We start from the raw sequence: 22,475 nt of genomic DNA on the forward strand, positions 1-22,475 counted from the left end.
TTGTGATGGTTAATAGTTATAGCTATGAACTATTAATCATTGACTATTCGCCTACAGCTTTGCGCAAAAATAAGACAAATGGCTGAATCGTTTTAAAAGCATTTATCAACTTATTAACGATATCCTTTTGGTAAAAATCCTCTTCTTTTAAAGGATAAATAGAAATGAAGCTTTTTAATCTCAAGTATTCAATCATTGGATGATCTATCTCGTATCCCTTTGGTGCCTTTTTAAGACTGTCTTCCTTACTTATTGAAAATATCGACTGATATGCCTTATCGTTAATTATCTCCAAAAATTCATCGCTGCTGTAGTCAATCTCCTCTCTAATCTTTTTTACGATGGAACTTTCGGGCATCCAAAAGCCCACACCAAAAAAGCAACTTCCAGGTTCTAAATGTAAATAGTATGCCGGAGTATTAGGTCCATAACCTTTTACATCAAAAGCAATTCCGTAGTTCTTTTTGTAGGGAGCCTTATTTGCACTGAAGCGAACATCACGATAAATCCTCAATAAGCATTTTTTTGGCTCTGTATCTGCAGAAAATTGTGGATCTACTACCGCAAATTCTTTAATTAGGGGTGTAATCAGGGCAAATAGGTCTAACTTAGCCTCTTCATAAAGATGCTTGTTTTTAGCAAACCATTCGCGATTGTTGTTATCTGCTAATTCACGAAGAAAATTGAAAGTTGATTTTTTTAACATATGATTATCTCATTAGCAATTGCCACCAATGTAGTAAATTAATATGTGTTTAAGGAAATTTTAAAGGTATTTAAATAGAATTTAGGCTAGGTTTCCCGTATCTTTTTTACGATAACTAGTGTACCAAAGTACGCCAACCCCGCCAGCTAGCAAAAATGGGATAGCCAATAAATACAACACCCCAGAATTTAAGCCTTTACTCTGTGTATTTCCATTCTTCACACCTTGCTCAGCATTAACAGTGCACATTGCACATTGCGCATTAGCGTTAGGCTGTGCAACAATAAGCATTAAAAAGAAAAGTAAAATGGCCAGTACTTTTTTCATGACGTAAAGGTAAGGGAAAATTGGAAAATATTAGTTCATCATTAAGTAATTAAAATAAAAAAGGAGCCGAAGCTCCTTTTTCATAACTAACTCTAAATTATTATAGTTTAACAAATTTAGCTTGTCCAATTTTTTGAGCACATCTGATTTCTATCACATAGTTTCCAGATATCAAATCAGTTGCATCAATGTTTTTACCACTTAAAAGTTCTTTCCCAGCAACACTAAGTTCTTTTGCTTTCTTACCCAAAACATCGGATATGGTAATAGTATATAATTCATCTCTTCTCACATCACTTGCTTTAACCGTAAAATTAGTCTTCACCGGGTTTGCATAAAGTTGTATGCTAACAGTAGCGACATCAAAGTTTACAACTTTTGGCCCAAATGTTTCTGTTTTCCCATCTCTATCTACTTGAACTATCCTATAATAGTTGATACCCCAATTTGGAAATTTATCTACAAAAGAATATTGCTTAGAGGTATTCGGTTCTACGGTACCGATTTCATTAAAAGCATTTCCCTCAACAGAGCGTTCTACCACAAAATGCTTATGATTAATTTCGCTTAAAGTTGTCCATTTTAAATGTACGCCATTAGCTTGTTTACTTGCCGTAAAACTGTTTATTGTAACCGGCAAGGTGTTGACTACAAAAGCTTGCGAAGTAATGGTTACTCCTCCAGAAAGCGTTACTTTAACAGTATAACTTCCCGTTGCATTTACTTGATGAGTTGCCGACGTCGCTCCATTAATTAAGCTTCCATTTAAGTACCATTGGTTACCGTTTGCTATGGGCGATGTTAGCAAATCTCCCTGCCTAGTAACCGTCAAATTAGTTAAAGGTACAGCGACCTTTGTTTCAACCTTTTCTCCAATTGGCTTTGCTTTGATATTGTAGAAAAAATAATAGTAATAGTTCATATCAGTACCGCTTTGTCCAGTATGAGAAACCAAGGACAATAGGCCCGTACTCTCGGTGAGCGGATACACAAAAGATGTACTGCTCAGTGCATTTCTAAATAAAGTAGCTCCATTATTATATTCGGCAGTAACATAAAAAGAACCTGCATAAGGAAAATTGATATTTAGCGTATGCAAACGCCCTCCATCACTAATTACATCTGCTGAACCTACAGTAGCACTAGCCGGACTGCGAGTGTTGGCAACACTAATAGTAGAACTTGACACCTTCATTCCCGTGTTCGCGTCAAAAACATTAAATGTTACCGCACCACGATAACCAATATATAATCGGGCGGTTTCTATCACCATAGGAGCGGTAGTGTTAAAGTACAGTCTAAAGCCTGCCTGTCCATAGCTACCTCCGTTGCCAAACGTATTTTTTGCCACAGGACCAAGATTGCCCGCATAAGCATTTAAATTTGCATAATAAGTATTGGCCGATGTTGGCATAGTTGTAGTAACTACCCCATTTCCATTAGTAAAAGGGTTGGTAGCGGCGGCAGACTGGTACCAAAATGAAACTCCGTCATTTTGAGGTGCATATAAATAATGAGTACCTGCAATGTCTGTATAATAGGCTTTGGCACTTGTTAATACTGGTGGTGCAACAAAACCAACCGACTTGACAACTAAATTATCTCCAGGAATTAAGTCTGTACTTAAATTAGTTCTTGCCTCAATGGTATACGTTTTACCTTGTACAGCAGTAAAGCCCGTTTGCACTATATAGGTTACTTCTCCCGATGCCGGAATGCTTCCATTATAGGTTTCACTGATGTTAGCGATGGTAGTAGCGCCATCTTTAACCAATACATTTACCGGAATTCCTGATACTGTAGCTGCGCCATAATTTTTTAGTTTAAGCACTATCGTTCTTGTGTCGCCCGCTGCATCTCCATTAATAGGGTTCACGATTTCCGCAACCCCTACGTTAATGGCCGCCTCCGTAAATTTAACTCTGTAATCTTGAGTTTCGCCTTTGGCATAGCTACCGCAAGCAGATACATTGCTTGCTGTTGATGTTTCTGTTAATACCACCCGCAAACGCGAATAAGTATCGGCCAGCACCGTAGAAGGAACGGTTATAGCTTGTGTAAATGTTCCATTTGTCGCAATTACAGCCGAAGTGGCTACCAATTCTCCTATGTCATCAAAATCTCCATCGCTATTCCAATCTATAAAAACTTTAGCTATTTTATTCTGATTGATACCACAAGTACCAGCGGTTAAACTTAACGTATAAGTTTTACTTTTTTCCAGTTCTGCAGTTTGTGAAGTATAATCTCCGTAGATTGTGCAATCTGTAGCCGGACTGTGGTTTATGTTAGACAGCTGAAAATTTGTAATTTTTGAATCTACATTTGAAGTTGGTGTAGATGCACAGTAGGCCGTACCACCTATACCAGTAACAATCAAGGAAAAAAATTGACTACCGTCCGTAAGTGTGCTTTTATGATTTATGGTGATGGTATAGCTTTTTCCTGGTACTGCATTGGCAATGTAAACTTGTTCCACATTATCTCTAAAATTATCTCCCGTGGTTGCTGCAAATGATGGATTTTCGGGGTCTAATATCCATGGTGAAAAAGTGCTTGTCCCATCGCTTATCCTCATATCCAAATCATTTACTAATCTTAATGTGCTATTATTTAGCGCTGCCGATGAAGAAGACGAAGTTACAGACCCGGCTCTATCTGTCCAACTTATGGTTGCCATTAAAGGGCCATTGCCAGAGGCTACCACATTGATAGTCTGCGTTTGTCCCTGAGTTAAGTTAAGTTCGGAAATTAAACTTTTAGTATTGTTATCCAAAATGGCCTTGGCTGCTTTTTCGGCATTCAAGAGCCCCCATCCATATTGATAATCAGGCCCCGGGCTTGCACCCGCCTCGCTAGTGGTAGCTATGGCCAGACCTTTCAATGTAGCTGACCTCATGAATGCAGCATTTTGCTGATAGTAAAGCTCTTGTAACAAAGTCAAGGTACCAGTGGCATTTGGTGCCGCCATAGAAGTACCTGAAGAAGTGTAATAATGATCATTACCTGTATGATTGGTAGATGTTACGCCTACACCATCTGCAACCAGATCTGGTTTAATACGACCATCGTCTGTTGGGCCCCAAGCTGTAAAGGCCGAATACACAATATCACTAGGTGATGAAGCCCCAAACTTTAAGCCGTTAATAGCACCAACAGTTAAAATATTTTTTGCTGTGCCGTAATTAGCCACAATTCCATAGCCATCGTTACTGCTAATGCCTGCAGGTCTGGCTCCAGCATTAATCATTGAATTACTAGCATTATACCTGTAATAAGTTTCTCCTACCGCCGGGCCATTTTCGTTTCTATAATTCCCAGCAGATTTTACCGGCAAATAATAGGGAGCATTGAAGCATATATTGTCCCAATCTCTTGCTTTGGTATCATAATATCCAAATCTATAATCTTCATTTTCTCCCCATCTACCTCTAAATTCCCATCTATTACCTTGATCGCTATTTCTTACCCAACCCGCAACTACGCCATAAGAGTGGTTAGACAATAATAAACCTGTTGCCGCCCTAGCCGACATTTCCGCATTATCGCTATTCGTATCAAAAGACAACAAATTCGGCAGGCCATACGCCATACCCCTTGCCTGCCCATAAACTCCCGAAGCAGCTATGGTACCACCAACATGTGTGGCATGCGAAGTAGTTGTGGTTGAAGCATCTCCCAACTGTATCCGCCCACCCGCAAACTCTTGGTGGCTGGCTAAAATAATTCCTCCAGCCTCCCAAACAGCTACCGAATTGTTGGGCATGGTACTTCCATTTAGGTTAAGACCCAAGCCGCCGCCTGCATATAGCTTATTAGCTCTTGTTGTACCAGCTGCGGTTTCGTTATCTGTTGCCTCATACAATGGCAAACCCGATTCATCAACTCCTACTAACTGAATAATTTTACCTTGTCTGGTAATTTGAAAAGTTGACCACCCCTTCTTCTTTGCCATATCAAAAGCACGTTGCTTATCTCTTTTCATAGATTTAGCCAAATCAGATGCGTTTTTCTCTAGAAACGCAACATCTGTTTTTGCCTCTTTACTTTCTTGTGCAAAAAGCAAGGTACTTGAGGTTAAAAGAAACAAGCACAGCAATAGAATAGATTTTAGTCTGTTCATTTTAAAAGATAGTTTAGGGATGTAAAAAGCCGCCAACCCTAAAGGCTATACCTTTATTGATATGGCGGCTTTTATCTTATTTATTCAATTATTGCTTGATAAGCTTAGATTGGATGGTTTCTGAACCATTAATTATATGTAGCACATAAATACCTTTGGTTAAGGTATTTGCAACAGTAATCACACTACTTTCCGAACCATTGTTTTCAAAACTACCTTGCTGAATTAATCTACCTGATGCATCAACCAATTTGTAAGTGTAAGTACCTTTGGTATAGTTAGACAAGGTTACATTAATGGTATTACCTACTAAAGGATTTGGATAAACCGATACCACTTTAGCTTCTAAACTATTTACTTTTATACTTCTTACCTCATTAAATGGACTTAAAGTGCCATCGTTATCTACACCTTTTAAACGATAGTAGTTAATACCCAATTCAGGCTTAGCATCTACCGTAGCATAGCTAGATGAGCCATTTGCTACAACTTCGGCCACTTTTATAAAATCTACTCCATTTGTTGAGCGCTCTACCTCGTAACGGTTTACGTTTGTTTCTGTGCCAACTGTCCAGTTTAAAGCTACTTTGTTGTTGTTTAGTTTAGCAGTGAAGGTGCTGATGGTTACTGGGAGTACCTCATCTTCGGTAACAGCAGAAGCCATATAACGACCTGCACCTGCACCTAATGTAAAACCAGCATCAGCAGTAGTTCTTGTAAAGTAAAGTCCTGCTCTTAGTGGTGTTTCAATCTGGGTAGCTGCTGGGAAAAATCCAGTATTACTTAAATCCATAGCTATACCCACCATAAAGTCTGCGTTTGTAATTGTTGTAGGAGTTTGCAGTAAAAAATCTTTTACTTGCCCTCTATCACCATCTAAAATGGTATAGTTATTTGAACGGGCGAGTATATTACCTGCTGCATCTGTTAAAACGGCAAAGATGATTTTACCTGTGTTGCCAGAACTATTACCGACAGTTTGTCTAACCGCTTTTATTTTTCTTGACCCTGTCATATGGTACTTGGCCAAAAATATTAAGTTACCTGTATTAGATCCGTAATTTGTGCTAATCGTGTTGCCTACTACATGTGAAAAAACGCCATCTGTAATTTCTTGTGATACACTCAGTGCTTTAGTTACATTTCCATTAGGTGTTACTGTGATGGTGTTTGTACCTTTAGCAGTTGCAGTAAAACCATCAAAAGTTACAGTAGCCGATGCACCTGCTGGCAGTTTGGCTATTACCTTATTGTTAGCAAAAGTATTACCTCCTGTAACGTTAAGGGCTACTGGTACATTTACCATTGGGGTTTCGCCATTGTTGGTAACAATTGCCTGAATGGTTTCCGGAGCGCCATAGGTAAGCGGGTTTTTGTTAAGGGCATAAATAGTTGAAGTTGATGCATCATCTTCGTTAAGCACTGCATTAGTGGTAAATGCTTCGATAGAGTATTTTGAAGTACTATAACCACCAAATGCTACGGTAGGGCCACCATCATACTCGTTTAGAAAATAATATGTAGCCGGTCTTGTTGTGCCTTCCAATTGTGTGGTCATAGGATAGTATGCCGCCCCGTCCGTATTGCCCAACAGTGCAACGCCCACAAAAAAGTAATCATCGGTAATGCCCTGGTCTGTAGCGGTAAAAGTAAGTGTAAGCCAGGTGCCATAGTCAATAGCCTCTATATTATAAGGGGCAGACTCGGCTATTACATTCCCATTTCTATTAATTAAAACCGCCTTTACCGGTCTTTCTTTATCTGCACTGGTAGTATTTTGCGACACCTTAAACCTGATACCTTTTGGATATACCGTACTATTGGCATAATACCTTGCCGCCAAAACTGCTTTTCCCACGTTTGAGCCAGACGAAGTTGAAGTATTATCCGTACCGTCTATATTGTGCGAAAACCTACCATCACCTACTATTTGCGTAACGGCAAGGCTGTTGTTGTTGGCATTGCCATCGGTTACATTTAGGGTTACTGTAATGGTATTAGTACCCTTATTTGCAGGTATAAAATCATCAAATTGTACTATTGCTTCCCCTTCTGAATTTATTGTGGCAATGGTTTTGGTATCGGTAAAAGTATTTGCACCGGTAACAGTTAACGTAGCTTCTACGTTATTTTGTACAGCAGCACCATTATTTAATACACGAGCAGTTATTTTTTGCAAACCTTCGTTTACTGGTGCAGTACTCATAGCGTATACATTGGATACACCTAAATCACTAGCTGGCACCTCGTAGCTAAAATGGGTGTTAGGTCTAAAAGCGCTAGAAGCTATGGTATTATTTGCCCCCGTAGCACTAGAAGTTGAAGAAGACTGGTACAAACCGTTAGCATTACCTGTGGCTGCAGTCGAGCCGTTACATACTGCTATATTGGCACCACCAACAGTACCAGTATTGCTCCACTCGAAAGCTACATACAGCCCCCCACCCGTGTAGGTAAACGGATCTCCGTTTTTAAACTCTATATCATTAGGTATAGATTCCGAATCGGCGGTGGCATCTATAGTTTCGGTACCATCACTTACCTTTGTCATACCGGTTAAGGCAGCACTAAAGCTGGTTCCCTTACCATAGGCAGTGTGGGTAGTATTTTGCAGATATACCTTTAAGGTTCCGCTAGCAACGGCAGTAGTTCGAACTGCTGCCAGAACAGGGGGAGTCGCCGTTGGATTCGCACGTTGCTTGGTGTAGTAAAAACCGATAGATTTTAAATCTACTCCATTACCCATACCAACAGCTGCCATTTCTGCTGCTGTAATCAGATAAACCACTTTGGTATTTCTGTGTGACGTTTGCGGGGCACGAGCATTACCATCTGAAGTGCTGTTTGCATTGATTGGTTTTTTATAAACCAAGGTTTGCGCATTTATTGTGGCTATGCCCAACAAGAGGGACCACATAAGTAGTAAAACTTTTTTCATAATTTTTAGATTTAGTGGTTAAAGATTAATTAATTACGTATTGAGAGCTGCATACTGCAAATTGTCTTATTGTCTTTAAAAACAACTTGGTATAAAACCAAGCTGTTTTTATGTTATCTGATAAAAAAATTATTCTCCCAATCTGCCGTACAGCATGTTATTGAGATTAGTTGCCAATTTAATGGCTCCAATTGGAAATTTAACCGAAGCATTAGAGCTTGTAGCCCAAGCTAATACAAACTCTCTTTCTGACCCAGTACCAAAAAAGTTATTTACCGGAGCAACCTGCGTGGCACGTGTATTAAAGTTAGCATCAATAGCTGTGCGTTTTAACCATATCCTGTCGCCAGTACGCTTGGTTATTTCATAAGTAGCAGAGGCGGTAAAGCTAGAGTGGTCTGGAGGAGTTCCAGAGTAATATGCAATGTAGAAAACCGCAGTAGTATTATTTCTTATCTGAAAATATTGGCTGGTAATAGTACGCCCAGAAGTAGTAAATAGACTTTTAACCTGATCAAATATGTGCACTGTAGCTGTTACGCCAGGTATTGCATCGCCATCAACTATTCTCGAAAATGGTTTATTATAATCAAACGCCAAATCAAATTTATACACAGGCGTAGTTTGCGAGGCTAATTTTCCTGTTGTACCGTCTGTAAACATCAACAAGATGCCATTGTCTTCATATTTAAGTGCCTTTATTGCTTTGCCTTTATAAGAAGCATAGTATTTCCTTACCAAACTCAACTCACTAGCAGTATAATAAAACGGTGATGCAAAAATAGCCGTGGCTTCGCCGGTACTATTCACAGTTATAAATCTTACCCTTTTGCCAGTCCAATCTATTTCTACAGCCAAATTCTCATTTGAGCCATCATTATAATAAGCATAAGAGTAATTATTATTGAAAACGTTAGCAAAATTAGTTTGGTACAAGTTAATTCCCCCCGATAGATAAGCATCTTTCTCTATCTGACTTGTCTTTACTAGCGTAAACGGATGTTCATACTTTTTTCCTTTGAAGAACAACGAATCTCCGCGATGCCCCGTGTAGATAAATTCTACATCACTCCTATAGCCCTGTCCTGAAGTACCACCTGCTACACCCGGAACTGGGTCTTGCAGCAAAGAGATATAATTATAAGTATCAAAAAGTAATGCGGCAGTGTTAGTTGCCGAAACCCTATATGTGGATTTCTTAACATCGTTACCAGAAGCGGTAGAATAGTCACTTAGCATATCCACATTTTGATCGGCATCAAAATTAAAATAAAACCCAAAGCCACCCTTTAATCCCGTAGTGAGCCCCCCCTTCCATCCATGTGGAGCGCTAGTGAGTTGCTTTCTAATAAATTCTAGAGTATCCTGCATCCTTTTTTCTGACGAAGCATAAAAGGCTTCCTCTACTTCTGTTTTACGGCAAGCTGTAAAACCCAACAACAGTATTACAGCATATATTAAATTCTTCTTCATGTTATTTTAATACTATTGGTCCATAGAAATAATTAGCTGCTGTTCCTTTTTCATAAAACCCGGCATAGGTACGATATAGCGGATTAGTATTTGTTATACCAGCAGGTAACCAACTGGCTACAAACACACGATTAGTAAAATAAGGCAATAGATATTGCTCAAAATAAGGTTGAAACTGGACACCTTTACCCGTTGTATGTGCCGCAGTGGTTCCTTCTGGAAGTACTTTAGTAAACACTACCTCTGCGGTAACCGGGTCTATTTTCATTCTAAAATCATAATCTGTAGCCACTACGTCTGCAAATTGGGTACTATTTATCCTTAATGTCATAGTGGTGTCTGACGTGAAAGTAAGTAACATGTTCTGCGGATTTCTTCTGTTACCAGAAGGATTTTGTGTATTTACGGCATTTTTAAAGTTGGTCCACATGGTATTAAAAGTTGTAGAAATGCCATAAGTTGTGTAGTGCGCAGCAGTTGGTACGTAAGCCAAAGTATTTACTTTATTTCCCATTAGCCATGCCTGGAAAGTCTGGGTCAAATCTGCAGGGTCTTGCGCACCGTAAATATTTTTTAATTGACTTTGTATTTCGGCCTGTAGAGTTCTAAAATTAATACCGAATGCATCCTGAAAATATTGTACCACCAACTCTTCTTTTCTACGTAACTTCTTTTGTGCACTTAGAGGAGCAGAAATCACATAATTATCAAACCATACTTGCCCAGGCACAAGTAAATGTGCTACCATCTCCGCAAAATCTTCGGTATATACACTACGAGAATAACGGCTTATAAAACCCAATGATTTTGCAATTTCAGCAGTATTATCAGTATTGTTAGTCCAGTCTGAGTAATAATCGGCTTGTGTAACTGCTGCAAACTCTGGAGGAATAATCACATTTTGATTTAAAATATGAGTAAACTCGTGATGTATAGTTCTCACTTTACGCCTTACTCCGGCTTCGCCCTCTACATCAGCAACGTTAAAGTTGTTTACATCGTAAAGCACTACGGTTCTACCTCCTTCTGCAGTTGCCAGAGTTACCGATCCGTTGCTATTGTAAGATACGGAGCCATATAGTACATATTGTTTAGGACAAAACTTTTTAATGAATGCCTTACCGGCTACTTTTTCGTAGGGCTTTAAATATAAATTCAAAACTGCTTCCATTACTGGCTGCACCTTATTAATATCGGCAGGAGATATATCTTTAGATACATCGGTAAGATTTCTGTTGAACCGATAGATTACGTCCATATTATATGGCACTGTAAGATTATTTGAAAGCCACCTATCTAAATCGTTTTGTACATTTTGGTCTGTATTATACTTGTTCATGTCTACTTCAAGGTTTTCTTCTTTTGTACACGAAGAAAAAATAAGCAGAGCAATAGAGATGTATAGTAAAATCTTTTTCATATCCATTTTTTTAGATTTAGTTTATCTCGGATTTGGGGTTACACCTGCATCAATTGCATCTTGTGGAATTTGAAAAACCCTTCTTTTATCGCCGGGTTCCAATGTTTGGAAAGTTTGTGTTCCGTCTGCAGCTATGAAGTTATGCCTTACCGGTAGTTTAAACCTCAAAATATCCATCCATCTTATGCCTTCTTGCATAAATGCAATTCGTTTGGTCTGTAGCAAAGCTTGTATCATAGCCTGATAATCTTCAGTCACTCCAAAGTAACTTCTAGCCTTGGCTATAGTTAAGCCGTGTGTAGTTGGATTATAGCTAACTATTCTAGTACTTGCAAAATCATTAAGATCGTTTATTGCTAGGGCATATTGTCCCTTATGTATATAAGCCTCTGCCCTGTTCAGCAAAACTTCATCAGCAGTTAAAATAGGTGCCATAATGTATGGATAACCCGTTCCGGCCTGTACATTGGTATAATAGAAATATTCATTAAATTTATTAGTAGTGTAATTTGGGGCAGTATATATACCGTATCGGTTTCTAAATGCGGCACCATACACTGTACTTGCCACAAAATAATTCTTTACTGACTCCCCGAAACTATATCTGGCATTACCTGCACCAGAGCTACGTTGAAATACAGAATAAGTATTCGCCAATAATAAATTCCATGTTTTTTCTGCCTTGGTATATTCAACTCTATGTTCAGCATAAGAAAGTGCATACAGATCTCCTACGTATTGACGGATTTTATTTTTGAAATTACCATCGGTATATATTTCGCCTGCGTTTTGGATTACCTTATCCCATTCGCCAGTAAATAAATAGAATCTAGCAGCAAATGCTTTTGCAGCCTGTTCTGTAAAATGATAGCGTGGTACTTTATAAATAGCACCCCTTAACAGTGGAAGACCTTCTTCCAAATCCTTTTTAATTTGAGCATAGGTTGAAGCTACTGTACCCCTTTCATAGGTTGGTCTAGCGGTAGTTTCTGGTTCTAAAGGATAAGGAACACCCAAACCACTATTTGCCCCATTAATTTCATATGCTTCGGAGAAAAAAGTAACTAGCATAAATTGCGCATAAGCTCTAGCTACAAGCGCTTCTCCTTTATACTGGTTTGCAGCTATACCAAAGTTGTTGTCTTCAATTGATTGTAAAGCTTGGTTGGCAACAGCTATAGCTCTGTAACACGCGTTCCAATATTCAGTGGGTGTGCCATTACCAGTACCCTCGGCAACATTCCAATGATAGATACTCACAAAAGGTTCATTGTTATGTCCGGCAAGTGCCGCACTCTTATCTTCCGCATTATCTGATGCCGTCTCGGCAAATGTGAAATAATTCCTATCCGGATAAGCACTTACCAGTAATTGTGCTAATTTATCAACGGTATTAATTTCAGTCCTCCTATCTGGATTTTCATCTAGAAATTTTTTACAGCCATTACTTAAAAACAATGCTGTTAAGCCCAAGCTTAATACTCCAACTTTTATTATTCTATTTTTCATATTCTCGGGTTAATTCATTAAAAACTTGCTTTAATTGATAAAGTATACTGCCTAGGTATTGGCATAGCTACACCTCCATTGTTAAAGAATTCTGGATCGGCGCCATTTAATTTACTATCCGCATACAGCAATGCTACGTTATTACCCACCAATGAAATTTGCGCATTAGACATTTTAAGCTTAGAAGCTATCTTCTGTGGTATTTGATAAGATAACGAGACATTTTTGAGCCTTACAAAATCTCCCTTTGCTACTCGTTGGTCGGAATAGTTATAAGCATTATAGGCATAACGGGCATCAGTAGTATTTCCATTAACCCTATATATACGATTTGTAAGTGTAAAGGCATCAAGTACGGCCGGGATATTTGTATATTTTTCATCGCCGGGGAATACCCATCTATTAACTAATTCTTTAGACATAGAGTTTAAATCAGTATAAGAAACAGAATAAGTGGGTTGTAAACGCACATAGTTACCAGTAGCAAAAGTGAATAGCGTAGAAAGCGTAAAACCCTTGTATGAAAATTGATTATAAAATCCACCTGTAAACGTTGGATCTACTGGTCCATGATATTTTAGATATTGTATATCTGTTGTATTCTGAAAATAGATATAAGGCTCATTTCTTGAGCCATCTGTCCCTATAAATGTTGGATAACCATTTTGAGGGTCTAGCCCGTCGAAAATTACAGAAAACAGACCACGTTGAGCATAACCTTTCATAGGCGCTCCTTCTGCACGTACCAACGACCAAATGTTGGGATTTACTTCCAATTCAGTTACTTCATTAGTATTACGGGCAAAATTTAATTGGGTCCTCCATTTAAAACCTTTTGGAACATTAACTGGGTTGCCTGCAATGGTAAACTCAAAACCTTGGGCTCTCATTTTACCATAGTTAGCGTATTTGGTGTTTTGTCCTCCAACACCAGAGGTTTTCATGTTGCCTAACAAATCGAAAATATCACGCTTATAGTAATCCATAGTAATATTTATCTTGTCGTTAAACATACCCAAGTCTGTACCTATGTTCAGTTCATAAAGTTTCTCCCATGTTAGTTCTCTGTTGGCCAAACTTGAGATGTAGGTTGCTGTTTCTTTCTCGTTCTCATACGGACGATAGGTAATACGGTTATAGTATAGTGTGGTTGAGTTAGAGGCATTCCCCATGTTAGCCACAAGCCCATAAGTCCCCCTAAAACGTGCAGAGCTTAGGTATTTATTTTTTGGATAAAATTTCTCTTGATCCAAATTCCATGCTCCTGATACGTTCCAGGTAGGCAACCATCTTACGTTACTTGTTGCCCCCATTCTGTTAGAGCCGTCATACCTAAAAGTAGTATTTAAAGAGTATCTACCATCATAACTATAGGCAAGTCTGCTCATAAAAGCCACATTTCTTTCTTTAGTATAGAACATGCTAAAATATGGGTCACCAGCTTCGATCATTTTTTTGAAATACCTGTAATTAGGGTTCACCAAACCACCATTATCAAACTGATAGCCTATACCATCATACTCCGCATTTTGCCTGTCTGTATAGCGTACTTCCATAGAGCCAAAGGCATTAAATCGATGCTTATCAGTAAATGCCTTGTCATACTCCAAGTTTTGTCTGAAATAATAGTTTTTGATATTATTTATGGTAGTATTATAAAAGCCACCTTCAGGAAGAATCACAAAATTAGGTTCATTTGGAAAATCGGGATCGTTATATAAGTAATTATTATTGTCATTAATTACACTGGTTCCATTTGCACGAAACGCAGAAACCATGTTAGAGTTTTCCAAAGCATAATGATTTCTTTCTGAGGCAGCATAGCGATATGCTCCATCTACCGAATATGTTAGTCTTGGCAAAAGCTCATACTTTATACCTCCTTGAACTTTAATATCCAATAATCCAAGCTGCATATAATTACTATTTAGCTCATTAAGAATATTAAAAGGAGCGTAATTACGCATAAAATACTCCAAGTTTCCGTTCTCATCATAAGGAGTAATCAACCTACTGGTATTTAAGGCATAAGAGTATGGATTGATATCAAAATCTCTAGAATAACTTCCAAAAACTGGGTCTGATTGACGAGTTAAAGTACCCGGAGCACGTTGATCACGGATAGAACCGTTCATTAACAATTCCATGCTCAATCTGTCGCTAAACTTTACAGTATGTCTTACGTTTCCCGTAAAACGTTTAACATTGTCACCAAGGGTTTGACCATTATCTGATGTATAACTAGTTGAAAAGTAGGATTGTGATTTTGCAGTACCAGAGGTAGCACTTATAGAATGTTCCTGCAACAGCGAATTTTTAAAGAGTACATCAAACCAATTGGTATTAGCTTTAGCATATCTTTCTAAAAAATTGAGTCTATCTTGAGTCGTATTTTTTAATGCGAAAGAATCGCTCGCCTCATCATAATCGTACATCAAGTTGTACATTTTCGAAAATATCCCACCAGTAGAAGCATTTGCCATCGCTGCATGGTTTAAATAACCTTTATTTTCCATTTCTAACAAAACAGACATTTGCTCTGCTGAGTTCATAATATCGAAGTTGCTGTAAGATGGTCTTAAATAGGTTGTAAAAGTTCCAGAATAATTTACACTAGCCCTACCTTCCGTATTTTTACCTTTTTTAGTAGTCACAACAATAACACCATTCATTGCACGTGCACCATACATGGCAGTAGCCGCGGCATCTTTCAAAATATTAAAAGATTCTATATCATCTGGATTTAAACCTGCAACAGAAGAACCCAATAGCGTATTCGCATCACCAGTAGAAAGTGCTTCGTTAGAAATATTCACGACATCTTCTAAAATAATACCGTCAACTACCCAAAGGGGTTTATTATCTCCCGATAGTGATGTTGCCCCCCTTACCCTAATTTTGGGTGCAGCACCAAATGTACCAGATACGTTTTGTACAGATACTCCAGCCGCCTGACCTTCAAGCATTCTTGAAATATCTGGGACACCACTTCGCTCAGCATCTTTAGCACTAATTTTTGTGGTGGCTCCAGTAAATAGCTTTCTATCTAAATTTTGGTAACCAGTAGAAACGATATTTACTTCTTTCAATTGAGATGCGTCTTCCTCGATTGACACATCAATTCTAGTTCTGCCATTAACAGCAATCTCTACTGTCTTATGTCCAATATATCTAAACAGCAAAACAGCATCCTCAGGTGCTGTAATTTGGTATTCTCCTTTTTCATTGGTTACGACAGTAGTAGTAGTTCCCTTTATAGTAATGCTAACACCCGGCATCGGTTGTCCATCGCCCTTACTCTTTACTACACCGGTTACTTTAACTGCAACGAAATAATCAACAATTCTTTCGATAAAAGATTTCTCCTTTGGCTTAATCAAGATGGTTTTGTCTTCGATCGCATAGGTAAGATCCTTTCCAGAAAGAATTTTCTCCATTACCTGCTCTACTTGAGCGTTGGTAAAACCTGCATTTACAATGGTATTGCTCTGCATCTTGTTTGTAGATAGCAATACATCATAACCTGCCTGTCTTTTTATTTCCTTAATGACTTTTTCGAGGGTTACCTTCTTTTCCTTGATAGTTACGAGCTGAGCAAAAGACGCAGCACTTACTTGAACGAGGGAAACAAGCAATATTACTGTAACTAATTTCATGATGAGTAATAATTTTGGTAGGTAGCCAAAATGCCTACATAGAATTTTGGTATAATTTCTATACATTTGATAGTCTGTTTTTTATGCGCAAACTTTTAACTGAGTATAAACAGTTAAATTTTGCTGTTAAAATCCAATAAATTGATTCCTAGAGATATGCCAATATTTTAGGAATTTGATGAAACAGATACATAAAAAAGGGGGTGTTGCGAGCACCTCTTTTTTTGTATTCAAATAAAGCGAGGGAATTAAGTTTGTTGATTTCTTTTCATAATAAATAAGTTTGTTGGTTTTTGTTGTTTTTATTTTTTTGAGAGTTTGGTCAGAACCCTAATTGTTATCTTCTTTATAAACAGTGATTTTATTTTTATCCACTTCAAATCTTACTTCTCCAGTTTGTTCAAATTTTCTTAAAACTCTCGAAACGTTTTCAAAACGACTGATACTTCCGTAGTAAGTAACTTCTCTAGCATCGGCATTAGCATAGACTATTTGTACATTGTACCATCTGGCTATTTTTCTCATGATACTTTCTTGTTTTTCATTATTGAACATAAAGTATCCATTCTTCCAAGCAATAGCTTCGTCTACATCAACCTCTTTGACATTAAAGGCATCGGCCAATAATATCGATTGTTGTCCTGGTTTTAGGAATTCGCTAGTACCAGGATCTTTTCGCCATGTACTCACTTTAACACTTCCCTCTAACAACGTAGTCTTAACAGTACTTTCATCTGAGTAGGCATTAATATTAAATTGTGTGCCTAGAACTTCTACCTCTTGTTTTACTGTTTTAACAACAAAAGGATGAAGTTCATCTTTTGCTACTTCAAAATAAGCCTCTCCTTTCAGCTCAACTATTCGCTTTTGTCCTTCGCTAAAAGCAAGCGGATAGGTTAGAGAAGATGCGGCATTTAACCACACCAAAGAACCATCTGGCAATTTTACCTGCCACATACCCCCTTTGGGGGTTTCTATAGTATTAAAAGCATTATTTAAACTCTTGCCAGCTTTGCCAATAGCAACCTCAGACACTGTATAGATTAACTGGCCATCTGATGTTTTAGTAATCGACAAACCTGCCTCTTTTGCTATAGCCCCATTATTTACATCCGTTAAGGAAATTTTACGGCCATCTGCCAGTACCAATACAGCTTTATTACCGCCGGGATTAGCATCAGAAGCGTAAGGTTTATTTAAACTACCAACTTGTCCTTTACTAGCAAAAAAATAGGTAATACTTGCAACACCAAGCAATACAATTGATGCAGCTGCCCAGCGAATTATAGTTCTTCTAAATTGAAGCATTTTAATAGGTGAAGATTTTGCTAATAAACGGCTTTCGAAATGTGCAATTGTAGATTTTTCATCAATGCGTTCTAGCACGGCAGACTTGGCAGAAAGAACCCACAACCTCTCCATCTCCATAAAGAAGTTATTATTTTCTTTCGACTGATTTCGGTATTTTTCAATCTGTGCTTTACAATCCAAATCTTCAGGATTGTTCAAATACCTTGAAATTAGCGACAATATTTCTGGGTTGTCGGCCATTGTGTTTGTTTAGTTGTAATGCTAAGACAAACATCCCCTAAAAAACCCCTAATATTTTTTGCACTTTTTTTAAAAAAGAAATAAAATACTCAAAATACGAGAATTAGTCAATCCCGAAACATTAGCTTTTTTGGCGAGCATAGCCTCTTTTAAGATTTTAAGAGCATTTGCAATATGATTTTCTACCGTTTTTTCAGAAATATCTAGTGCGACAGCTATTTCCCTATATTTTAATCGTTCAAATCTATTCAATTTAAATACTTCTCTACATTTTGTAGGTAGTTTTTCTATTTCACTAAACAATAATACGATTAATTCATTTTCCTCATCTAACTGTTCTAGATCTTGTTCTGAAAATGCTGTAGCCATTTTCTGATGGTGATGTTCCAAATTCTTCTGCCTATTTACGTAATTAATAGACGAATTTATTACCGAACGATACAGGTATGATTTTAGCGACTGAATTTGATCTAGGTCAACTGAACGCTCCCAAATTTTCACGAAAACATCCTGTACAATCTCTTCGGCTACCTGAATATCCTTTACATATTTGTCACTTTCTAAAAGCAGCTTCTTAAAATATAGGGTATAGAAATTGGTAAAGGCCTCAGTATGGCCCTTATCAATCATATTTTTAATGTTTTCTACTGTCCCTTTTCCCTTCACTGCTAAATGTTTCTTGTGTTGTTAATTCTAAGATAAGAATTAGTAGGAATTACAGCACAGTTTTTTATACGAAAGCAGCAGAGATAGGAAAAATGTAGTGAAACCTAATGTACGTAATATGGCGAAATCATTACATAAACAATCACTCCAGTAACAGCCACGTACAACCACATTGGAAATGCAATTTTAGCAATTTTCTTATGCTTATCGAAACGCTTTGAAAGTGCTTTCACGTAGGTAATTAATACAAAAGGTATAATTATAATAGAAAGTAAGATATGAGTAACTAGAATAAAATAGTATACATACTTAATTGTTCCTTCACCGCCGAACTTAGTAGAATCAGAAGTCATGTGGTAGGCTACATACATTCCTAAAAACAGTACAGATAATGTGATAGCAAACTTCATCAAGTTCTCGTGCAAAGTACGTTTGCCGTTTTTGATAGCCCAAACTGCAACCACCAAAACAACAGCTGTTAAACCGTTTATAGTAGCATATATCGGGGGCAAGAAACTCAAGGGCTGTACATCATAACCCAATTTTCTTAAATTAACGCCAAAAAGCGCAGCTACAGCCAATGGAATTGCGATAGACAATATCCAAATCCATTTATTGTATTTTTGCTCTGTAGTATTTGTTAATTGTTGCATTGTTTTATTGTTAAATTGTTGGATAATGTAAGTCAACTGTATACTGCCAACTATCTACCGTCTCTAATGTTTCTCAATTCTTCGGCAATTAATACCTTAATCTCATCGTCGAGCTTAGATAATGCCTCTTTACTTGCGGCGTCGTAAAAACCTCTGATCCGATGCTTACTATCTAACAATACAATCTTATTACTGTAAATAAATTTGCGCTCGCTAGCTGTGCTTTGGTCAACAGCGTCTAACAACAACGATTGCTTAACCAATTGATTGATTGTACTGGTATCTCCGCCTAAGATATTCCACTTTGGGCATACCGCTTTCCAATTTTCGGCAAATGCTTTTAACGCCATTACATCATCTTTTGCATCTATACTGATACTAACTAAATGCAACATTTGGTTCTTATGGTATTGCTTATCGAAACCTTGCATTGCTTTGAACGTTGCTGTAGCGCTACCAGAATTTACATTGCTGTAGAACAGATTAGCAACAATAACTTTTCCTTTCCAACTATCTATAGTTAAACTGTCACCATGTTGATTAACAAGCTTAAAATCTTGCACTACATGATAAATGGTATCTGGCACCTGCTTGCCTCTTACCGAATGAAAGGTAGATGCTACTTGCTTGGGACCAAAAATAGCCAAAGGCTTATATCTATTCTTGCCTTGATCCTGAAGTAAATAATATAAAAATCCTGGCATCACTAATATGGCTGCCAGGATTAATATGGTTGAAATCTTCTTTTTATTAGAACTTGCGTTCATTATTATTTATTTGGATATACCGGATGTTGCTGAAAGTGATCTAGTAAATAACCGCCTTCAATAAGCATTAATACGATGAAATAAATAATGAATATAAAAACTACTGAGCAACTAATAATAAAGCTCTTCTTTTCAAATTTTAAGTGCATGAAAAACGCAACGATGTAATAAGCTTTAATAAGCGTTAGTACAATGTAAAACGCGTATAAAGCAGCGCCTTTTTCAACGATATTCCAGTGGTGTACAAAACCCAGAGCTACCAAAAACTCTACGGCTGTAATAGCTAAAAGGATACCAAATACTTGCCAAATGCGCTTTACTCCCATGCCTTCGCCGTGAGCGTGTGCATCGTGAGAATCTAATGTATGATCGTGATGTGCCATTATCTTAATAAATTTTATCTGTCTGAAATTATATTAGGTAGAAGAAGGTAAATACGAATACCCATACTAAATCTACAAAGTGCCAATAAAGACCAACTTTTTCAATCATTAAATATGATCCTCTCTTTTCGAAAGTATTATTTAATACCATACATAAAATGATGATATTTAAAATGATACCAACCGTTACGTGGAAACCGTGGAAACCCGTAATAGTAAAGAACAAGTTAGAAAACTGCAATGCCGCCGTGTAAGAAATATCATTAGTAAAATATGGTTGCAAAGCAGCAGAAATGGCAGCTGGGTCTGTTAAACCTGTAGCAGGGTTTTGACCAAACCAAAAACCTAAATGGTGTAAGTGGGTCCATTCTAAAGCCTGACAGCCAACGAAAGCGATACCGCCTAAGATTGTCCAAACCATCCATTTAACAACTTCTTTCTTAGCATTACGATGACCGGCTTCTACGGCTAATACCATGGTAACAGAAGACATAATTAAAATGAAGGTCATGATACCTACGAACACTAAAGGTTGTCCGTGATCTGCAATACCAGGAATTGATTGGAATATTTTATCTGCGTCGATCCATGTAGGCTGTGCAAATTTCTGAGCTCCGTAATAGATCAAAAATGATGAAAACGTAAATGCGTCTGACACCAAGAAAAACCACATCATTATTTTGCCATACTCTATTGACCATGGTTCGCGACCACCAGCCCAACGTGTGGTTTTAACTTCGTCTAATTTCGATAATGAATCCATTTAATAATTAGTATAATAGTTTGTTAAAAAATTAACTGTTCAAAAGTAAAAAAACATATAGATAAATCCATAAGATATCTATAAAATGCCAAAAAATAGAGGCAATATCTTGTTTAAACTCCGCTACTTCTTGCGAAACTTGTTTATAGCTACCAGCTATACTGTTGATTATGAAACCTAAACCTCCAACAATGTGCAATAAGTGAAATCCAGAAACTACATAGATCATAGAAATAGCGGCATTATTATTTACCAAATTGGCACGTGTTTGCACCAAACTATCCCAACCTAAATACTGTAAAACACCAAAAGCAACACCTAAAATAAAGGTTATCCATAAAAACTGTCGTTGTCTACTTCTATTACCTTGCTTTAGCGACCTAGCTGCTAGAAATAAAAAAACACTACTAGCTATTAAAACTATGGTACTGTAGGTAAAATACTGAGGCAATACTAAACCGTGCCCTTTACCTTTAGATGCCATAAAAACCAGGTAATAACTGGTCCAACCACCAAACATGATTGTCGATGAAACCACAAAAAGCCAAACTAAAAACTTTTTGGATTTAAAGCCTATTGTAATTTCCTCTTGTTGTTGTATTGTACTCACCATCTTTAAACTACTAAATCAAACAATAAAATTAACTGCACCAAAGGGATGTAGAAAAATGAACAGAACATCACCTTTCTGGCACTTGGCAAATCCATCTTTACCATTAACTGATAGGCATACCAAGCGAATATCAAACCTAATACTACAGATACAGCCCCTATATAATATCCACCAAAACCATAAAAGTTAGGTAGTAAACTTACTGGAATTAAAACTAGCGTACTTACGAAAGTAATTACTGCACTTGTTTTATCTCTTTTCTTTGTAGGTAACAACCTGAAACCCGCTTTGCTGTAATCATCGTCCAAAACCCAAGCAATTGACCAAAAATGTGGGAATTGCCATACAAATTGGATTAAGAACAAGATCAATGCAATCTGCAAATCTATCTGCGGACTATCCTTCGGTAACACGAATTGGATACCTTCGTTTCCTAAACCAGCAAAATAACCAATTAGTGGTGGTAAAGCCCCCGGAATTGCACCCACAAAAACTGCAATCGGCGATTTTCTCTTCAGCGGTGTATAAGCAAATGCATACAATAAGATAGAGAAAACTGAAAGCAAACCCGTTTCCAAGTTTAACTTGCCTAATAACCAAGTACCAATAATCCCCATCACTAAACCAGAAACTAAACCTTGTCCTGTAGTCATTCTACCAGCTGGCATAGGTCTATCCTTGGTTCTAGTCATCAACTTATCTAAATCGACTTCAATAATTTCGTTGAAGCAATTTGCAGCACCAGTAACTAAGAAACCTCCAACAATCAAAATCAACCAGTTCTGCCAGTTAATTCCATCAATCATATCTCTGGAAATTTGGATTTTCTGAGCCATCAAAAATGTAACAGATGCAGAAAATACAACCAAAAATGTTAGTCGGAATTTAATAAGTTTAGAAAAATCTGAAAAAAACTGTTTCAATTTT

Annotated in this window: 16 protein-coding genes; all 16 read right to left on the bottom strand. The window is 37.5% G+C overall.

Translation table 11 applies throughout. The annotated features are described in order from the left end of the window. Window positions 1–43 precede the first annotated feature (43 nt). Window positions 44–706, bottom strand: a complete 663-nt coding sequence (locus REI64_RS07470) for a DUF2461 domain-containing protein (protein ID WP_308849489.1) — start codon at window positions 704–706, stop codon at window positions 44–46. 81 nt (window positions 707–787) lie between these two features. Continuing rightward, a complete protein-coding gene (locus REI64_RS07475) occupies window positions 788–1,033 on the bottom strand; it encodes a hypothetical protein (protein ID WP_308849490.1) in 246 nt (81 codons plus the stop codon). A 100-nt stretch (window positions 1,034–1,133) separates the two neighbouring features. Further along, window positions 1,134–5,156 (bottom strand): S8 family serine peptidase, encoded by a 4,023-nt coding sequence (locus REI64_RS07480; protein WP_308849491.1) that lies wholly within the window; start codon window positions 5,154–5,156, stop codon window positions 1,134–1,136. Between the two features lie 88 nt (window positions 5,157–5,244). Then, a complete protein-coding gene (locus REI64_RS07485; protein WP_308849492.1) occupies window positions 5,245–8,094 on the bottom strand; it encodes a T9SS type A sorting domain-containing protein in 2,850 nt (949 codons plus the stop codon). Window positions 8,095–8,223: 129 nt separating this feature from the next. Further along, window positions 8,224–9,567: a DUF4302 domain-containing protein gene (locus REI64_RS07490; RefSeq protein ID WP_308849493.1), complete on the bottom strand. Its 1,344-nt coding sequence runs from the start codon at window positions 9,565–9,567 to the stop codon at window positions 8,224–8,226. 1 nt (window position 9,568) lies between these two features. Beyond that, the gene (locus REI64_RS07495) at window positions 9,569–10,987 is read right to left on the bottom strand and encodes a substrate import-associated zinc metallohydrolase lipoprotein (RefSeq protein WP_308849494.1); all 1,419 of its coding nucleotides are present in this window, start codon (window positions 10,985–10,987) and stop codon (window positions 9,569–9,571) included. A gap of 21 nt (window positions 10,988–11,008) precedes the next feature. Next, complete coding sequence (locus REI64_RS07500; RefSeq protein WP_308849495.1) at window positions 11,009–12,496, bottom strand: RagB/SusD family nutrient uptake outer membrane protein; 1,488 nt, start codon at window positions 12,494–12,496, stop codon at window positions 11,009–11,011. Between the two features lie 17 nt (window positions 12,497–12,513). Further along, window positions 12,514–16,152, bottom strand: coding sequence for a SusC/RagA family TonB-linked outer membrane protein (locus REI64_RS07505; RefSeq protein WP_308849496.1), 3,639 nt, complete (start codon window positions 16,150–16,152; stop codon window positions 12,514–12,516). A 330-nt stretch (window positions 16,153–16,482) separates the two neighbouring features. Continuing rightward, on the bottom strand, window positions 16,483–17,703 hold the full coding sequence (locus tag REI64_RS07510) for a FecR domain-containing protein (RefSeq protein WP_308849497.1): 1,221 nt from the start codon (window positions 17,701–17,703) through the stop codon (window positions 16,483–16,485). Between the two features lie 69 nt (window positions 17,704–17,772). Further along, on the bottom strand, window positions 17,773–18,333 hold the full coding sequence (locus REI64_RS07515) for an RNA polymerase sigma-70 factor (RefSeq protein WP_308849498.1): 561 nt from the start codon (window positions 18,331–18,333) through the stop codon (window positions 17,773–17,775). 140 nt (window positions 18,334–18,473) lie between these two features. Then, window positions 18,474–19,022, bottom strand: coding sequence for a DUF420 domain-containing protein (locus tag REI64_RS07520; protein WP_308849499.1), 549 nt, complete (start codon window positions 19,020–19,022; stop codon window positions 18,474–18,476). A 50-nt stretch (window positions 19,023–19,072) separates the two neighbouring features. Further along, a complete protein-coding gene (locus tag REI64_RS07525; RefSeq protein WP_308849500.1) occupies window positions 19,073–19,789 on the bottom strand; it encodes an SCO family protein in 717 nt (238 codons plus the stop codon). A 2-nt stretch (window positions 19,790–19,791) separates the two neighbouring features. Further along, complete coding sequence (locus REI64_RS07530; protein ID WP_308849501.1) at window positions 19,792–20,172, bottom strand: cytochrome C oxidase subunit IV family protein; 381 nt, start codon at window positions 20,170–20,172, stop codon at window positions 19,792–19,794. Between the two features lie 28 nt (window positions 20,173–20,200). Beyond that, window positions 20,201–20,935 carry a cytochrome c oxidase subunit 3 gene (locus REI64_RS07535; protein WP_308849502.1) on the bottom strand — a complete coding sequence of 245 codons (735 nt, stop codon included), beginning with the start codon at window positions 20,933–20,935 and terminating at the stop codon, window positions 20,201–20,203. Between the two features lie 31 nt (window positions 20,936–20,966). Then, entirely contained in the window at window positions 20,967–21,548 is a 582-nt protein-coding gene (locus REI64_RS07540; protein ID WP_308849503.1) for a cytochrome c oxidase subunit 3, read from the bottom strand. A 2-nt stretch (window positions 21,549–21,550) separates the two neighbouring features. Then, window positions 21,551–22,471, bottom strand: a complete 921-nt coding sequence (cyoE, locus tag REI64_RS07545) for a heme o synthase (protein WP_308849504.1) — start codon at window positions 22,469–22,471, stop codon at window positions 21,551–21,553. Window positions 22,472–22,475: the final 4 nt, after the last annotated feature.

It is taken from the genome of Pedobacter sp., from assembly GCF_031119335.1.
Classification (GTDB): Bacteria; Bacteroidota; Bacteroidia; order Sphingobacteriales; family Sphingobacteriaceae; genus Pedobacter.

Excerpts from the sequence above, each read along its gene's own strand:
- REI64_RS07470 (WP_308849489.1), bottom strand. The coding sequence starts at position 706 with ATGTTAAAAAAATCAACTTTCAATTTTCTTCGTGAATTAGCAGATAAC.
- REI64_RS07475 (WP_308849490.1), bottom strand. The coding sequence starts at position 1,033 with ATGAAAAAAGTACTGGCCATTTTACTTTTCTTTTTAATGCTTATTGTT.
- REI64_RS07480 (WP_308849491.1), bottom strand. The coding sequence starts at position 5,156 with ATGAACAGACTAAAATCTATTCTATTGCTGTGCTTGTTTCTTTTAACC.
- REI64_RS07485 (WP_308849492.1), bottom strand. The coding sequence starts at position 8,094 with ATGAAAAAAGTTTTACTACTTATGTGGTCCCTCTTGTTGGGCATAGCC.
- REI64_RS07490 (WP_308849493.1), bottom strand. The coding sequence starts at position 9,567 with ATGAAGAAGAATTTAATATATGCTGTAATACTGTTGTTGGGTTTTACA.
- REI64_RS07495 (WP_308849494.1), bottom strand. The coding sequence starts at position 10,987 with ATGAAAAAGATTTTACTATACATCTCTATTGCTCTGCTTATTTTTTCT.
- REI64_RS07500 (WP_308849495.1), bottom strand. The coding sequence starts at position 12,496 with ATGAAAAATAGAATAATAAAAGTTGGAGTATTAAGCTTGGGCTTAACA.
- REI64_RS07505 (WP_308849496.1), bottom strand. The coding sequence starts at position 16,152 with ATGAAATTAGTTACAGTAATATTGCTTGTTTCCCTCGTTCAAGTAAGT.
- REI64_RS07510 (WP_308849497.1), bottom strand. The coding sequence starts at position 17,703 with ATGGCCGACAACCCAGAAATATTGTCGCTAATTTCAAGGTATTTGAAC.
- REI64_RS07515 (WP_308849498.1), bottom strand. The coding sequence starts at position 18,333 with ATGATTGATAAGGGCCATACTGAGGCCTTTACCAATTTCTATACCCTA.
- REI64_RS07520 (WP_308849499.1), bottom strand. The coding sequence starts at position 19,022 with ATGCAACAATTAACAAATACTACAGAGCAAAAATACAATAAATGGATT.
- REI64_RS07525 (WP_308849500.1), bottom strand. The coding sequence starts at position 19,789 with ATGAACGCAAGTTCTAATAAAAAGAAGATTTCAACCATATTAATCCTG.
- REI64_RS07530 (WP_308849501.1), bottom strand. The coding sequence starts at position 20,172 with ATGGCACATCACGATCATACATTAGATTCTCACGATGCACACGCTCAC.
- REI64_RS07535 (WP_308849502.1), bottom strand. The coding sequence starts at position 20,935 with ATGGATTCATTATCGAAATTAGACGAAGTTAAAACCACACGTTGGGCT.
- REI64_RS07540 (WP_308849503.1), bottom strand. The coding sequence starts at position 21,548 with ATGGTGAGTACAATACAACAACAAGAGGAAATTACAATAGGCTTTAAA.